Consider the following 16,106-nt stretch of genomic DNA (forward strand, 5'->3'; position numbering starts at 1 on the left):
TCCCCCCGGGGCCCGCGCCGCACGTCGTCAGACCTGCGTCCGCTCCTCGACGACCTTCGCGATCTTCGCGAGGGCCTCGTCGAACGGGATGCCGTTCTCCTGGGAGCCGTCGCGGTAGCGGAAGGACACCGAGCCGGCCGCCATGTCCTCGTCGCCCGCGATGACCATGAAGGGTACCTTCTGCTTCTGGGCGTTGCGGATCTTCTTCTGCATGCGGTCGGAGGAGGAGTCCACCTCGACCCGCAGCCCCTTCTTCTTCGCGGCCGCGGCGAACGTCTCCAGGTACTCCACGTGCGCGTCGCCGATCGGGATGCCGAGCGCCTGGACCGGGGCCAGCCACGCCGGGAACGCGCCCGCGTAGTGCTCCAGGAGCACCGCGAAGAACCGCTCGATGGAGCCGAACAGCGCGCGGTGGATCATGACCGGGCGCTGCTTGGAGCCATCCGGGCCGGTGTACTCCAGGTCGAAGCGCTCGGGCAGGTTGAAGTCGAGCTGGATGGTCGACATCTGCCAGGTGCGGCCGATGGCGTCCTTGGTCTGGACGGAGATCTTCGGCCCGTAGAAGGCGGCGCCGCCCGGGTCGGGCACGAGGGGCAGGCCCTGCTTCTCGGCGACCTGGCGCAGCGTCTCGGTCGCCTCGTCCCAGGCCTCGTCGGAGCCGACGAACTTCTCCGGGTCCTTGGTGGACAGCTCCAGGTAGAAGTCGGTCAGGCCGTAGTCGCGCAGCAGGCCGAGGACGAACGTGAGCGTCTTGTCGAGCTCCTCCGACATCTGCTCACGGGTGCAGTAGATGTGCGCGTCGTCCTGCGTGAAGCCGCGGGCGCGGGTGAGGCCGTGCACGACGCCCGACTTCTCGTACCGGTACACGGTCCCGAACTCGAAGAGGCGCAGCGGCAGTTCGCGGTAGGAGCGGCCGCGCGCGTCGAAGATCAGGTTGTGCATCGGGCAGTTCATGGGCTTGAGGTAGTAGTCCACGCCCTCGTCGAGCTGCATGGGCGGGTACATGCCGTCGGCGTACCAGTCCAGGTGGCCCGACGTCTCGAAGAGCTTCCCCTTGGTCGCGTGCGGGGTGTAGACGAACTCGTAGCCCTCCTCCTCGTGCCGGCGGCGCGAGTAGTCCTCCATGACCCGGCGGATGATGCCGCCCTTGGGGTGGAAGACGGCGAGGCCGGAGCCGATCTGCTCCGGGATGGAGAACAGGTCGAGCTCGCTGCCCAGCTTGCGGTGGTCGCGCTTCTCGGCCTCGGCGAGGAAGTCGAGGTGGGCCTTCAGCTCCTCCTTGGAGGGCCAGGCGGTGCCGTAGATGCGCTGGAGCATCGGGTTCTTCTCGCTGCCGCGCCAGTAGGCGGCCGCGTTGCGCATCAGCTTGAAGGCCGGGATGGTGCGGGTGGTGGGCAGGTGGGGACCGCGGCAGAGGTCCTTCCAGCACAGCTCGCCGGTCTTGGCGTCCAGGTTGTCGTAGATCGTCAGCTCGCCGGCGCCGACCTCCACGTCCGCGCCGTCGTCGGCGGAGGCCGAGCCCTTGAGGCCGATCAGCTCCAGCTTGTAGGGCTCGTCGGCGAGCTCCTCGCGGGCGGCCTCGTCGGTGACGACGCGACGGGCGAACCGCTGCCCCCGCTTCTGGATCTCCTGCATCTTCTTCTCGACGGCCTTGAGGTCCTCCGGCGTGAAGGGCTTCTCGACGTCGAAGTCGTAGTAGAAGCCGTCCTTGACCGGCGGGCCGATGCCCAGCTTGGCCTCGGGGAAGAGCTCCTGCACGGCCTGGGCCATCACGTGCGCGGTGGAGTGGCGCAGGATGTTCAGGCCGTCCTCGGAGGAGATCTCGACGCCCTCGACCTCGTCGCCGTCGCGGACCTCGTACGACAGGTCCTTGAGTTCGCCGGCCACCCGGGCGGCGACGATCGAGCGCAGGCCGGCGAAGAGCTCGGCGGCCGTGGTGCCCGTCGTCACCGTGCGCTCTTCCCGCTCGGAATCGCGTTGGATGATCACACGGACGTCTGACACCGGTCTCTCCTGACTGAAGGGGGTGCGGCGCCATACCGTGAGCGCGCGCAAGAGGCGATCGTACCGACCCGCACCCGCCGACCGCGAAATCAGCCTTGCGGCCCCTCCCCTTCGCGGGCGTCCTGCGCGCAGGCCTCCTCGAAGACGTCCGCGACCGCCGCGTTCCCCTGTGCCGATTTCATCAGCCGGTCCCGCTCGGCCTCGTCCACCTGCACGGGGGCCACGCCGCAGGCGCCCGTGAGCCGGCGGAACCCGCCCCGGCTCTCCAGCCGGCCCTGCACCCGCACCGGCAGTCCGACGAGATGGGCCTGCCCGGCGGTCTTGTAGTCCTCCTCGCCGAGGGTGAGCCGCAGATACGGGATGTCGGCGCCGGCCAGCACCCGCAGGCGCACGCTTCCGTCGCCACGCGGTCCCGGCCTGCGCAGACGGACGACGGTGCCGGTGATCCGCACGCCCACGGAGGGCTCCTCGCGCAGATAGCGGGCGCCCGCCTCGCGCAGCACGGACAGGTCGCCGGGAGAGAACTCCACCGGCTCCCCGCCCGCGGCGCAGTCCGCGGGCACGCCGGCCGCCGGCGACCACTCGACGGCGATCCGGGCGCCCTCGGCGCCGCGCACCAGGGCGATCAGCGCCTCGGTGAGCTCGCGGCTCGCGCCGGCCTCCACCGCACCGTCGAAGGCGTCCATGCGGCCGGTGGCCCGCTGGTAGTCGACGGCCTCGCGGACCGCGTAGAGAGCCTGGTGGAGACGGACCGCGAGGGCGCGCGCGCCGGCGACCGGCACGAAGGCGGTCAGTCTGCGTCCCCCGGTCGCGGATCCGACCAGGACGTCGTCCAGGGTCGCGAGGGCGGCGCGTCGGTGCCGTGCGCCGTAGTAGCCCGCCCGCGCCCGGGTGGCGAGCGCGCCGGCCAGCAGCACCTGGCGGGCGGCGGCGCGCAGCTGCTCCTCCACGGCCCAGGAGGCGGCCCCCGCGGGCCCGGTCGGCGCGTCCCGCCACCAGCGGATCTCGTCGCTGGGCACGGCCAGGGCGACGAGCACCTCGCGCGCGGCGGGCGTGCCGCTGCGCGTGAGCGCCGCCAGCGCCTCGCCGAGCAGGTCGTCGCTGTCGGGAAAGGCGCGGCTCTCCGGCACGAGGAGGCTCGTCCCGGCGCCGCCGGGCCCCGGCGGGGTCCAGCGGCCGTAGCGTCCCGCCGCGCCGCCCCGGCGCTGCCAGCCGTGCCGGCGCAGCAGCGCGCCCAGGACCGCGGGGTCGACCGCGGAGGGCTCCGGCGGCTGGTTCCAGAGGGTCTCGGGGTGCGGCCGCACCGGCCGGAGCCGTTCGTCGAGGGGGCGGTGGGTCACGGTCTGCCTCCCGTCCCGACCCGCGTCATGATCTCGCACAGCGCCCGGTCGTCGAAGATGCGTGTGGTCGGTATCCGCACGGTGGTCCGGGTCCGGCCGGTGATCGGGTGGCCGGCGAGATTGACCCAGTAGCAACAGTGCCGCAGGTCGAGGCGGTCGTGGCCGGCCCGCAGCCACTGCTCCCGCGACCGGGGGACGATCATCACGACGAGGATCTTGTGCACCGAGACGGGGGTGCGGGCGAGCTTGCGCAGGTGGTCGTTGTCCAGGGTGAAGGAGAAGAAGCGGCCCGGCGGGTCCGGGCGCACCTGGTAGGTCGCCTTGAGCTGCACCTTGATGGTCACCTCGTCGTCGACGGTGTGCCCGGGTGCGCTGTGGCTGACGTGCCAGTCGATCCCGTTGTCGGGGAACGGCTGGGACAGCGAGCAGCCGGCGGCCGCCGCGACGGCGTGCAGATAGCCCACCTGGAGCGTCTCCATGCAGGCGGTCGTGGCGAGCGTGCCGCGGTGAACGTCCGCGCGTTCAGGCAGCAGCCCGCCCCGCTCGGGCTGCGCAATCGCCATGGCCAACAGCCTTCCCCTCAGGACCCGTCCCCGTGACGGGCCGCTGAACTGCAAAGACCCGTACTCGTGTTGTCTCCGTCCGGCGTACGGCGCAAACAGCCCGGGTATCACCAAAGCGGCAGAAGACGGTGCGTCAGCTGCCGTGGGTGAACGAGGGGTTGAGTAGGTATGGCGTACTGGTACGAGGGCCCATTGGCCGCATTTGACACGGAGACGACGGGCGTCGACGTGGAGACCGACCGGATCGTGTCGGCCGCCCTCGTCGTCCAGGACGCGCCGGGTGCGCGGCCACGGGTGAGCCGGTGGCTGGTGAACCCGGGCGTCCCGGTGCCCGCCGGGGCGACGGAGGTGCACGGGCTGACCGACGACCATCTTCAGCGCAACGGCCGCTGGCCGTCGCCGGTGATGTTCGAGATAGCCGAGCTGCTCGCCGAACAGGCGGCGGCGGGACGGCCGTTGGTGGTCATGAACGCGCCGTTCGACCTGACGCTGCTCGACCGTGAGCTGCGCAGGCACCGCGCCTCGTCGCTGGGCGACTGGCTGGACGCGACACCGCTGCGGGTGCTGGACCCCCGGGTGCTGGACAAGCACCTGGACCGCTACCGCAAGGGCCGGCGCACGCTCACCGACCTGTGCGCGCACTACGAGGTGACGCTGGCGGAGGCGCACGACGCGGCGGCGGACGCGCTGGCCGCGCTGGAGGTGGTCCGGGCGCTGGGCCGCCGGTTCGCGACGCGGCTGGAGCGCCTGTCCCCCGCCGAGCTGCACACCTTGCAGACGACCTGGCACGCGGCGCAGGCGCGGGGACTTCAGGCGTGGTTCGCCCGCAGCGGCACCCCGGAGACGGTGGACACGTCGTGGCCCCTGCGGCCCGAGATGCCGGCCGCCGCGTAGGAGGCCCGGCGCGCCCGGCGCTCCCAGGACGCCTGCCCGGCGCACGCGGCACACGACGGGCACGACGGGCGTCAGGGACCACGGGCGTGAAAAAAGCCGGTCCGCTGTATGCGGACCGGCCTCTCCCGGTGGGCGATACTGGGTTCGAACCAGTGACCTCTTCGGTGTGAACGAAGCGCTCTCCCACTGAGCTAATCGCCCGGGAACGCACTGAACCATACAGGTCTCCGTGCGCTTCCTTCAAACCGCTTCCAGGTGGGCCGCCAGACCGCGCCGCCCGGCACGCATCATCAGCCGGTGGTTGAGGCGGAACAGCGGCCGTCCCGGCACGGCGAGACGCCTCAGCAGCGGCTTGTCCACGCGGACCGCCTGGTCGTAACGGGCGACGGCACCGCGGCCGTCGGCGGTGACCGTCCAGCGCGCCCAGCCCTCGAGATCGCCCGACAGCGCGATCTCCAGGACCCCGGCGGCCGGATCGTCGCGCACCGCGCGCACGGTGAAGGTCAGGTCGTACGGGAGGACGGAGCGGACGCGGACGACGCCGGTGTTCTCGTCGACCCGGTGCACCTCGCGCACCTCGGGCCACCAGCGCGGGTAGTCCTCCGCCCGGCCGAGCGCCGCGTACACGCGATCGGGCGACGCGGGCAGGGCCCATCGGCTGTGGAAGCGGTACCGGGTCCAGTCCATGGGCAGAGTGTGCCCGCGCACGGCCCCACCAGTGCGGATGAGTACGTTCTGAGTACGCGCGCTCATGCCTGCGGGCGTGACGCCGACCACACTTCGAGCCATGACGCATTTTCCGCCTCCGGCCGAGGAACTGCGGCTCCTCGACACCGAGCTGCGCCAACTGGACTCCCGTCGGGCCCATTTGCTGGCCCGCCGCGCCTGGCTGGTCGCCGCCCTCCAGCAGGCGGCGGCGCCGGTCGCGCCGGGGTGGCCGAGCCGGTCCGCGCCCGCGGTCCCGGCCCGTCGTCCGGAGGCCACCGCCCCCGGTGTGCAGAACGTTCTCCTCCTGCTCGGCGGGGTGCTGCTCACCGTCGCGGCGATGGTCTTCACCCTGGTCAGCTGGGGCCACCTCGGCATCACCGGACGCAGTGCGGTGCTCGGCGCGGTCACGCTCGCGGTGCTCGGCGCGCCGGTGGCACTGCTGCGGCGGGGGCTGCGTGCGACCGCCGAGTCGGTCGCGGGTCTGGGTCTCGCCCTGACCGTGCTGGACGCGTACGCCCTGTACGAGGTCGCGTTCGGCGCGGCGGACGGCACGACGTACGCGGCGCTGGCCTCGACGGTGCTGGCGGCGCTCTGGGCGGCGTACGGCACCGCGCTCGCCGCGCTGCCGGGCACGGCCGCGCCGCGGCTGCCCCGCCCGGCCGCCCTGACCCTCGCCCAGCTCGTGCTGCCGCTCTGGGCGGCCGCGGCCGGGGCCGGGGCGCACACGCTGACGGCGGCGGTGCTGCTGACGGCCGCGTGCGACGCGGCGCTCGCGCTGCGGGCCGCGCCGGGCCCGGTGCGCACCGTCGCGCTGGTGTGCGCGTTCGCCACCGGCGGCTGGGGCGCTCTGACGGCCGGCGGGCTGTCGCTGACGGCGGCCGGTCCGGGTGCGGCGCTCCGCGCGGCGGCGCTCCTCGCCCTCGCGGCGGCGATCGCCGTGGGGGTGGCCCGGTTCGCCCCGCACCCCGCTTTCGCGGCGGGCGGGGCGCTGGCGGGAGCGCTGTGCGCCGTCGCCGGTGTGGGCGGTCTTCTGCGGGTCTCCACGCCCGGCGACTGGGCCGTGCCGGGGTATCTGGCCTGCGGGATCGCGCTGCTGGCCGCCGTCCGGGGTCCCGAGGCGGTGCGCCGGGGCGTCGCCTGGGCCTCGGGGCTGGTCCAGGCGGGGGCGGTGCTGTGGGCGGTTCCGGCCGTCGGCGTCGCCCTGCTGGGCCCCGCGGCCTGGCTGGGGCACATCTGGTCCGGGGTCCCGGCCGACGCCCGTGCCGCGGTGACGGTCGACGCCTTCTGGCCGCCGTACGCCGACACGGCTCCGCTGCTCCTCGCCGCCGTCGCGGTGGTCCTGGCGACGGCGGTCCCGGACGGCGAGTGGCGTGCGCAGGCGCGGACCGCCGCGCTCGCCCTGCTCTGCGCGGCGGCCATCACGGCCCCCGCCGCCCTGGAACTCCCCTACGTGGTCGATCTGTTCGTGCTGGGAGCCACGGCCGCGGCGCTGCTGGCGACGACGGCCTCGAGCGCTCCCGCCACCCCGCCGCCCTCAGCGGCCTCGGCGTCCCCGGCAACTCCGGCGTCCCTCGCGGCCTCCGTGGCCGACGCGGCGCGCACTCCGTGGGTGACCGCCGCGCTCGCCGTGCTCGTCTCCCTGGCTCTCGCCCTCCTCTCCCTGGCCGCGCAGCCGGCGACGCTCACCGTGCTCGCGGCGCTGACCGCGCTGTTCGCGGGAGCCGCGTGGCGCGGCCGTGCGGCGGCCGTGGCCGCCGGCGCCGCGCTGAGCTGTGCCACGGGTCTGGCCGTGGCGGCGGGCGCGGCCGCCGGCTGGCGGCCGGAGCACATCGCCCTGCTGGTGCTGGTGGTGCCCGCGGTCGCGGCGCCGGTCGCCTGGCGGACCCGCGACCGGGCGACGACCGTCGTGGTGGAGAGCGTCGGCGCGGGCGCGGGCCTGTCGGCCGTCGGGCTCGCGGTGTTCGACCCGCCGCTGCTGGCCCTGGTGCTGGCGCTGTGCGCGGTGATCGCCGCGGGCACGGCGGTGCGCCCGGACCGGCGTCGCGTCGGCTACGCGGCCGTCGTCCTGTTCGCGCTGTCCTCCTGGGTGCGGCTGGCCTCCTGGCAGGTGGGTCACGTCGAGGCGTACACCCTCGCGGTGACGGTCCCGGCGCTGTGCGTCGGCGTCATGCGCCGGCGCCGGGACCCGGAGGCCTCCTCCTGGACCGCGTACGGTCCGGGTCTGTCGGCCACGCTGGTGCCGAGCCTCGCCGTCGCGTGGGGCGACCAGGGCTGGCCCCGCCCCCTGCTGCTGGGCGCGGCCGCGCTGCTGCTGACCCTGCTGGGGGCCCGGCACCGTCTACAGGCCCCGCTCGTGCTCGGCGGATCGGTCCTCGTCCTGGACGCCCTGCACGAACTCGCCCCGTACCTGGTCCAGGTGAGCGAGGTGCTGCCGCGCTGGGCGCCGCCCGCCCTCGCCGGACTGCTGCTGCTCGCACTCGGGGCGACGTACGAGCAGCGGCTGCGGGACGTCCGCCGGGTGCGCGATGTCCTGGGCAGGATGAACTGACCGGACGCTACGGCATCCTGTCGCCCAGCAGCGCCAGGTTCTCGATGGCCGCGAGGCCGTAGAGCGCGGTGTCGTTGGTCGCGACCCAGGCGGCCTCGCTGCCCGCGACCAGGGTGGCGGGGCCGCTGAGCGGCTCCGTCTTCCACGGCGAGGACTCGGTGTAGCCGTCGGAGCCGTAGAACTTCGCCCACGCCCGCTGGGCGAGCGCCGCGTCGCCGGTCCGCACGGCCGCGTAGGCGTCCAGGCGCGAGTGGCCCTGGAACAGCAGCAGGGTGCCGAAGTGGGAGCCGTAGCGCGCCGCCTGTTCCGCCTTGGTGGCGTTGAAGTAGCGGCAGTAGTCGAAGTAGGCCTCGTTGAACTCCGGCATGTCGACCAGGTCGATCAGTTCGGCGCACAGTTCGTTCAGGCCGAAGACCGCCGACAGGTGGGAGACGCCGACCACGGGGGCGGCGGCGACGGCGAACCTGCCGGTGTCCAGGTCGTAGAGACCGCTGCCCTGGACGAAGCCGTTGGGCTGGGCGGCGATGGTCTCCATGGTGGACAGCACGCGCGCCCTGGCCTTCTCCCACTTGGGGCCCTTGCGTTCCCATTCGGTGAGCCAGGCCGACACCAGGCCGCTCCAGTCGGTGCCGAAGCCGATGGACAGGGCGTGCCGGTCGGGGGTGTAGGGCTCGGTGCGGATCTTGCGCAGCGGGTCCAGGGCGAGGAACGTCTCGTCGGAGTCGACGTTGGCGTGCATGAGGTCGCCGACGCGTTCGTCGGCGGTGAGGAAGTAGTAGTAGCGGCGGTAGGTGGTGTTGGCGATGCGCTGCTGCTTGGCGCTGTCGGCGTAGTGCTGGACGCCGTGCCGGGTGCCCAGCCCCGCCCACCGGCCGAGGTGGTAGACGTCGACCTCCCCGGTGTGCCGGGTCATCGACTCGGCGAAGCGGAAGATGTCCGCGCGGCCGGAGCGCAGGTACGCCATCCAGAGCCAGATGTCCGGCGACAGCTCGGAGTTGTCCCAGGCGTAGCCGCCGATGTCGTAGCGCCACTGGTGCCGGACGGCGTCGTAGGTGTGCATGATGTCGCCGTAGTCCCAGAAGCCGTACCAGCGGCGCTGCTCCACCTGGTCCTTGTAGTAGGTGAAGAGGAAGTCGAGATGGTCCTCGATCTTCGCCTTGGCGGGGGTGGAGCGGTCCGGTTCGGAGTAGAGGCCGGGACCGAGGACCTTGGCCTTGATGAGCTGCTTCGGCGGCGCGGCGAGCTGCGGCAGCACCCTTACGGCCGCGACCTGTTCGGCCAGCGTCTGCGGCGACGGCGTCGACTCGTTGGCCCAGAACAGCAGCTCCGAGGTACGGGCGATGCCGTAGGGGGTGCCGAAGCCGGGTTCGTAGTCCTCGTAGGTGATGTTGAGGCCTTCGAGCTGCTCGGGGTAGGTGTCCTGGCCCATGCCGTCGTGGTAGAAGCGCAGGTCCATGGGCTGCGCCTCGGGCGACCAGAGCCAGAGGGTGACCTCGGCCTCGTCGGTGTGCGCGGCACGGACGTCGAGCTGCGAGGGGTGCTTCTCCCAGAAGTCCCTGAGGCCGAAGGACAGGCCGCCGCTCACCCCGCCGACGTAGCCGAAGCCGGATGCGCGCCGGCCGCCGCCCGCGCCGATCCAGCCGTGGCCCTTCTTGGTGCGCTTGCGCACGGTGAAGCCGTCGGCGGAGAGCTGGGAGAGGGTGTAGTCGCCCCACTCGGGGATGTATCGGAGGCGGGTGGTGACCCGCTGGTCCCAGGTGGACGGGTCGGGCAGCTTCCGGCCCGCGTACTGCGCCGCCTGGACCGCCGCGCCCGGGTCGCGGCGCAGTCCGGTGATGCCCTTGACCGCCTCGCGCAGCAGGCCGGAGCCCTCTCCGCCGAGGCGGACGTGCCGGTCGTAGGACTCGTCGCGCATCGGGACGGTGAATCGGACGCCCAGGCCCCGGATGAAGTCGCCGCTCGCCCTGCCGGGCTCCTGCTTCCCGTCGTACGTGATCGTGTGGACCATGCGGAAGGAGTCGGCGCCGGCGTAGAAGTAGAGGCGGACGGAGAACGGCAGCCAACTGCGGCTGCCCCTGCGGTGCCTGCCGTCGATGCGGACGACCGCGCGGACCGGACCCGACTGCTCGACGGCGACGGCGTCCACGACCCCGTCGAAGCGCTCGGTCCTGACGGCGCCCTGGTCCTCGTCCTCGATCTCGGGCTGGCGGATCAGCACCAGCCGGCCGTTCCTGGCGATCTCGGTGGACCCTCGCGTGACGGACTTGACGATCGTGGAGCCCGAGGTGCCGATCCTCGCGGTGATGACGCCCGTCGAGACGTCGACGGTGCCGCCGCGCTTGTCGACGGTGACCTTTCCGGCGGGGACGGCCGGGGAGCCGGCGGCCAGGGTGAGCTTGCCGGTGCCCGAACTCACCGCGTGGGCGGTCCACTTGAGGGACCCGTCAGGCCAGTAGGCGATCGGCCAGGACTGGACGGGGACGTCCTTGCCGTCGGCGTCGGTCAGCGCGAAGGTCTGGTCCTCCCGGAAGGCGCCCCTGGGCCAGGGCACGCCGAGCGTGGAGCCGGGTGCGGCGCCGAGGCCGCCGTCCTCCAGCCAGTGAAGGGTGACGGGATCGGTGTCCGCCGCCGCGGCTCTCGGCGCGGCCTCGGCGTCCTTGGCTCCTAGGGCCCAGCTGAACTGTGCGGCGGCGCCGGCGACGGCCGCCGCCTTGAGCAGGGACCTTCGAGGGAGGGGAGACATGGGATGCAGCCTTCCTTTCCGTGCGGCTGGCGCAGAGGGATGGTCAGGGGCATGGCGGCTGGTCGGGGGCACGACACATGGTCAGGGGCATGACAGGGGGTAGGTGCGACGCGCGAGGCGTCGCCCTCGGTCGAAGGCGGCCTCCCCGGGGCGCGGGCGGCCGCCGGGACGAGGATCCGCCGTCAGCGGTGCCGGTGGCGCACCTCGACGGCGACGGCCGCCGCGACGGCGGCCCCGAGGGCGGGGACCGCCAGTGGCGGGAGGAACCAGGCGGACAGGGCGACGACGACCGGCCCGCAGACGATCAGGAAGGACCCCGCGGGATCGCGCAGGGTGCGCCGTCCGGCGTCCGCGAGCAGCGCCCGCCAGCGGGTGCCGGGCGTCCAGACGGCCGCCGCCCGCAGCAGCGCCACCGCCAGCGCGATCAGCGCGAAGACGCCCACCGCCCCGGCGAACGGCCCGCCGGGCAGCCCGGCCCGTGAGGCCAGCACGTCCACCCGGACCGCGGCGGCCGCCGCCCAGCCGGCGAGTCCCACGACCCATCCGCCGCGCGCGGCCGCCCGGAAGTCCGCGAGGAAGTCCCGCAGACCGCCGTCCTGGTGGCTCGTGCGACGCCGCAGGTGCCGGGCGCCGGCGGCGAGGGCCGCGGGGTAGGTGACGACGCCGAGGCAGGCGACCGCGATCCACACCCCGGTCAGCAGACACTCGGCGAAGACCGCGAACCGCTCGCCGAACACCGACTCCCCGCGTGCGGAGCGGGCCTTCACCCGTGCTTGCGCCATGGCGACCCCCTCAGCCCTTCAGTCCGGAGGTGGCCATGCCGTCGATGAGATGGCGCTGGAAGGCCATGAAGAAGGCGACGACCGGGACGAGCGCCACCAGTGACATCGCGATCATGCTGCCGTAGTTGGAGATGCCCTCCTGGTCGCGGAACATCATCAGCCCCAGCGAGACCGTGTACTTGGAGGGGGTGTTGAGGTAGATCAACGGGCCCATGAAGTCGTTCCACGCGTTGATGAAGGCGAAGATGGCGCTGGTGATGATCGCGGGACGGCTCAGCGGCAGCACGATGGACCAGTAGGTCCGCAGGTGGCCGCAGCCGTCGAGCTTGGCGGCCTCGTCCAGCTCGCGCGGCAGCCCGCGCATGAACTGGACCATCAGGAAGACGAAGAACGCCTCCGTCGCCAGGAACTTCCCCGCCACGAGGGGGACGAGCGTGTCGATGTACCCGAGGTTGCGGAACAGCACGTACTGCGGGATGAGCAGCACGTGGTACGGCAGCAGCAGGGTGCCGATCATCAGCGTGAACAGCAGGTTCCGCCCGGCGAACCGGATCTTGGCGAAGGCGTAGGCGGTCAGCGAACTGGAGAGCACCACGCCGGCCACGGCCAGGAGGGCGTACATCAGCGAGTTGGTGAAGAAGCTGCCGACGGAGATCCCGGAGATGCCGTCGGCGAGCCCCGAGAAGTTCGCCCAGACCGGCTTGGCGGGCAGCAGGTCGAGGCTGGCGATGATGTCCTTGCTCGGCTTGAACGAGGCGCCGAGCACCCAGACGACCGGGTAGAGGACGACCGCGAGCACGAGCAGCGCGCCCGCGTGCCAGGCGAGGGAGCCGACACGCCGCCGCTCCTTCGCTGCCCGCGCGACGGGGGTGGTGGCAGTGCTCACTTGGCGGCCTCCTCGTAGTGCACCCACTTCTTCTGCGACCAGAACAGCACCGCCGTGACCAGCGCGACCGCCACCACCAGCGTCCAGGCCATCGCGGAGGCGAAGCCCATCTGGGCCTCCTTGAAGCCCTTCTGGTACAGGTAGCAGGTGTAGACCAAGGTGGCGTCGGCCGGTCCGCACCGGGTGTCGGAGACGACGTACGCCGATCCGAACACCTGGAACGCGTGGATCGACTCCAGCAGCACGTTGAAGAAGAGGACCGGGGAGATCATCGGCAGCGTGACGTTCCAGAACCGCCGCAGCGGGCCGGCCCCGTCCATCTCCGCGGCCTCGTACAGCTCCCTCGGCACCTGCTTGAGCCCCGCGAGGAAGATGACCATCGGCGCGCCGAACTGCCAGATGCTCAGGGCGACCAGCGCGTACAGGACGTAGTCCGGGTTGCCGATCCAGCCGCCCACGTCGATTCCGAAGATCTTCTGCGTACGGTCGACCACGGCGTCGTCGGAGAACAGCGCCCGCCAGACGAAGCCGACGGAGACGCTGGCCCCGATGAGCGACGGCATGTAGAACGCGGCCCGGTACAGCACCTGCCCGCGCCGCTTCTGCGCGAGGAGCAGCGCCACGCCGAGCGCGAGGAGCAGCTTCAGCGGCGTCGCCACCACGACGTACTTGAGCGTGACCTCGACCGACTTCTGCCAGCGCGGGTCCTGGAACATCGTCGTGAAGTTGTCCAGCCCCACCCACTTCGGCGGCGTGAACAGGTTGTAGCTCGTGAACGCGTAGTAGAGCGACGCGATCATCGGCCCCGCGGTGAGCAGCGTGAACCCCGCGATCCACGGCGACATGAAGAGGTAGCCGGCGAGGTTCTCGCGCAGCCGCCCGCGACGTCCGGCGGCCGGAGCGGCGGGCCGCTTCTTCGCCGGGCGGACGGGTGCTTCCTTGACGAGCGTCATGGCGGTACGTCCCCTCAGCCCGCGAACGCGGCCTTGGCCTCGCTGAACAGCGCCTTCGCGGCGTCGGCCGGCTTGGTCTTGCCCTGGGCGACCTCACCGCCGATGCGCAGGAAGGCCGCCTCGACGACGTCCGCGCCGGAGGGGTGCGGGGTGATCTTCCCCAGCACGCCCGCCTTGGCGACCTCGTCCTCGTAGGCTGCGACGCCCTTGTTCTGCGCGTCCGTCGGCTTGAAGGCGTCGTACTGCTCGCTCGTGGCGAGGATGCCGCGGTCGTAGCCCATGATCTTGCCGACCTCGGGGTCGTGGACCATGAAGTCGATGAACTGGGCCGCTTCCTTGGGGTGCTTGGTCCCGGAGAAGGCGCTCAGCATCAGCGAGCCGAGGTACTGGCCGGTGTCCTTGCCGTTCGTGGTGGGGATCGGCGCGAGCCCGTAGTCCGAATCGCCCTCGCCCTGGTAGCGGATGGAGAAGTTGTCCCAGGTGAACTCCGACGCGGCGAGACCCGCGGACAGACCCGACTTCGGCTTGACCTGCTCGATCTTCTTCGGGTCGGCGACGAGCCCGGACTTCACGCGCTTGTAGCCGTCCTCCCACCACTGCGTCACGTCGTCCTCGGTGAATCCGAGGCCGGTCTCGGTGAAGAAGGCCTTGCCGTTCTGACGCAGGTACAGGTCGTAGAGGTACATGATGGCGAAGTAGCCGGTGTCGCCGGCGATCTTCAGCTTGTCCTGGATCGTCTGCAGCGCCGCGAAGTACTCGGTCCAGGTCCAGCCGAACTTCGCCTCGACGCCCGCCTTCCTGAAAGCCTTCTGGTCGATCACGAGCGCCATGGTGTTGGCGCCGACGGGTATGCCGATCTGCTTGCCGTCGACCTGACCGTTCGCCAGAACACCGTTGCGGAAGCTGTCCAGCTTCAGGTTCCCCGCGTCCGCCTGCGCCTTGAGGTCCATCAGAACACCGCGCTTGTCGTACTTGCGCAGGAACCCCACCGCATTCTGGAATACGTCCGGCGGATTCCCGCCGGAGGCCTGGGTCTGGAACTTCTCCCAGAACGCCTCGTAGTCGGTGAATTCGGGCTTGATCTTGATCTTCGGGTACTTCTTCTCGAAGAGCGCGATCGTTTTCTTGATGGCGATGGTGCGCGGCTCGCCGCCCCACCACGCGTAACGGATCGTCACCGTCCCGTCGGCGGAGGTCCCACTGTCTCCCCCGCACCCGGTGGTCGCGGCCAGGCCCAGCGTGGCCGCCGTCGCCCCCGCGGCCTTGAGGATCGTTCGCCTCTCAACATTCCTGCTGGTTCCCACAGTCGGGCCCTCCCCGCAGCGTCGTTGCCGCTTGCATGAATCGTTTCAAGAAAGCGCTTGCTGGCACAAGGTACGAGGGGGTTGAGAGACCGTCAATGATTCGGACAGGAATTTCTTGTGCGGCTGCTGCGCGGCGGGACGCCCGTTCCCGGACGGCTCGATCCGCGCCCGGCCGCGAAGTCCCTGGTGAGGGGGTTCCGTTCGGCGCACCGAACCGAGGATCAGGTCGCCCGCACCATGAGCGAACGGCCGAAACCCGCCTCGGGCGGACGGGGCGTCCTGCGGGCGGGGTGGACGGCACCGAGGGAGGTAAGTGGACGGTGTGCAAAAGAGGGGCGGCGGGATCACGCGGGGCTGGGCGCGTGGGCGTGGCGGGATGCGGGTGACGGGGAGTTACGGGTGACGGGGGGTCAGGGGTCAGGGGTCAGCTGGTGAGGGTGTTGCCGGTGGTGGTGCGGAGGGCGCGGCTTGACGGGTCGTCCGTGCGGGCACCGGGGTGGGCTTGACGGATCGCCCGCGGGGGCTTCCCCTCGACTGACGGATCGCCCGCGGGGGCTTCCCCTCGACTGACGGACCGTCCGCGTGGGCCTCCCCGCGACTGACGGATCGTCCGCGCCGGCATCGGGCGTGGCCGGAACCACCCGCACGGGCGGACCGAGGGACGGGAGAATCGAGGGACGGGAGAATCGAGCAGATCCAGCCGCTCGGGCCGACTGAAGAACGGGAGAGACGAGCAGAGGCCGAGGCGGGTCCGAGAAGTACGCGGACCTCGGTTCGAGCGGGCGGCGGGTGGCCGGTGGCGGGTGGTCGGTGGCGGGTGGTCGGGACATCTCGCATCCAGGGGAGCGGTGATCGGCTCCCGGCTCGGAGTGGAAGTAGCAGTGCGGTCAGCGCACCGGTCAGCGGGGCGGTCCGCGGGGTGGGCGACGAGGGCCTCGTCCCGAGGTCAGGCGACCGATCGCGGACGCGACAGCGGCACCGGAGTGGAGGCGGCGACGCGACCGGACAGCGGCGCCCACAGAGGGCACGGCGACCGTGGCACGGGGAGAGCCTCCGGCGACGCCCCGGAGCGGCACCCGGGAAGGGCGTCCCGATGACGGGCGGCCAGTTGGCACCGCGAACAGGCAGGCCACTGACGTCGCCGGAGGCGCACGGCGGCAGGCGGCAGGCGGCAGGCGGCAGGCGGCAGGCGGCAGGCGGCAGGCGGCAGGCCGAGCTTGCCGGTCGCGGACCCTCGGACCGCCCCGATGGGCGCTGTCATCGCGGTGGCAGCCGCAGCGGTGGCCACCGAGTCCGGGATCGCCCCACGAGTCCCACAGACATCGATGGCCCGACGCAGCTCGATGGGACCGAGAGGGGCCGGGAGGGGCCGGGAGGGGCT

The 16,106-nt window shown here is 72.2% G+C and carries 11 protein-coding genes and 1 tRNA gene; 2 read left to right on the top strand and 10 right to left on the bottom strand.

The features are described 5' to 3' along the window. Positions 1-27 precede the first annotated feature (27 nt). From thrS to KMS84_RS17740, 3 genes are all read right to left on the bottom strand, one after another. Complete coding sequence (gene thrS, locus KMS84_RS17730) at positions 28-2,004, bottom strand: threonine--tRNA ligase (protein WP_256917211.1); 1,977 nt, start codon at positions 2,002-2,004, stop codon at positions 28-30. An 89-nt stretch (positions 2,005-2,093) separates the two neighbouring features. Then, positions 2,094-3,344 carry a hypothetical protein gene (locus KMS84_RS17735; RefSeq protein WP_256917212.1) on the bottom strand — a complete coding sequence of 417 codons (1,251 nt, stop codon included), beginning with the start codon at positions 3,342-3,344 and terminating at the stop codon, positions 2,094-2,096. Further along, positions 3,341-3,907, bottom strand: a complete 567-nt coding sequence (locus KMS84_RS17740; protein WP_256917213.1) for a DUF4365 domain-containing protein — start codon at positions 3,905-3,907, stop codon at positions 3,341-3,343. The genes KMS84_RS17735 and KMS84_RS17740 overlap by 4 nt, the downstream gene beginning before the upstream one ends. Before the next feature lie 168 nt (positions 3,908-4,075). Here KMS84_RS17740 and KMS84_RS17745 point away from each other — a divergent pair, with 168 nt between their 5' ends. Continuing rightward, positions 4,076-4,801, top strand: coding sequence for a 3'-5' exonuclease (locus KMS84_RS17745; RefSeq protein ID WP_256917214.1), 726 nt, complete (start codon positions 4,076-4,078; stop codon positions 4,799-4,801). A 129-nt stretch (positions 4,802-4,930) separates the two neighbouring features. Here KMS84_RS17745 and KMS84_RS17750 read toward each other — a convergent pair. Beyond that, positions 4,931-5,002, bottom strand: a tRNA-Val gene (locus KMS84_RS17750). A 39-nt stretch (positions 5,003-5,041) separates the two neighbouring features. Further along, complete coding sequence (locus KMS84_RS17755) at positions 5,042-5,488, bottom strand: SRPBCC family protein (protein WP_256917215.1); 447 nt, start codon at positions 5,486-5,488, stop codon at positions 5,042-5,044. A gap of 64 nt (positions 5,489-5,552) precedes the next feature. Here KMS84_RS17755 and KMS84_RS17760 point away from each other — a divergent pair, with 64 nt between their 5' ends. Next, positions 5,553-8,057 (top strand): SCO7613 C-terminal domain-containing membrane protein, encoded by a 2,505-nt coding sequence (locus KMS84_RS17760; RefSeq protein WP_438818948.1) that lies wholly within the window; start codon positions 5,553-5,555, stop codon positions 8,055-8,057. 7 nt (positions 8,058-8,064) lie between these two features. Here the strand turns inward: KMS84_RS17760 and KMS84_RS17765 are convergent, their stop codons facing one another. From KMS84_RS17765 to KMS84_RS17785, 5 genes are all read right to left on the bottom strand, one after another. After that, positions 8,065-10,800: an exo-rhamnogalacturonan lyase family protein gene (locus KMS84_RS17765; protein ID WP_256917217.1), complete on the bottom strand. Its 2,736-nt coding sequence runs from the start codon at positions 10,798-10,800 to the stop codon at positions 8,065-8,067. A 182-nt stretch (positions 10,801-10,982) separates the two neighbouring features. Next, the gene (locus tag KMS84_RS17770; protein WP_256917218.1) at positions 10,983-11,582 is read right to left on the bottom strand and encodes a hypothetical protein; all 600 of its coding nucleotides are present in this window, start codon (positions 11,580-11,582) and stop codon (positions 10,983-10,985) included. Between the two features lie 10 nt (positions 11,583-11,592). After that, complete coding sequence (locus KMS84_RS17775; RefSeq protein WP_256917219.1) at positions 11,593-12,468, bottom strand: carbohydrate ABC transporter permease; 876 nt, start codon at positions 12,466-12,468, stop codon at positions 11,593-11,595. Next, complete coding sequence (locus KMS84_RS17780; protein WP_256917220.1) at positions 12,465-13,421, bottom strand: carbohydrate ABC transporter permease; 957 nt, start codon at positions 13,419-13,421, stop codon at positions 12,465-12,467. Before KMS84_RS17780 ends, KMS84_RS17775 begins: the two co-directional genes overlap by 4 nt. A gap of 14 nt (positions 13,422-13,435) precedes the next feature. Then, positions 13,436-14,725: an ABC transporter substrate-binding protein gene (locus KMS84_RS17785; protein WP_256917221.1), complete on the bottom strand. Its 1,290-nt coding sequence runs from the start codon at positions 14,723-14,725 to the stop codon at positions 13,436-13,438. Between the last annotated feature and the right edge of the window lie 1,381 nt (positions 14,726-16,106).

The sequence above is a fragment of the Streptomyces hilarionis genome (genome assembly GCF_024539675.1).
GTDB lineage: Bacteria > Actinomycetota > Actinomycetes > Streptomycetales > Streptomycetaceae > Streptomyces > Streptomyces hilarionis.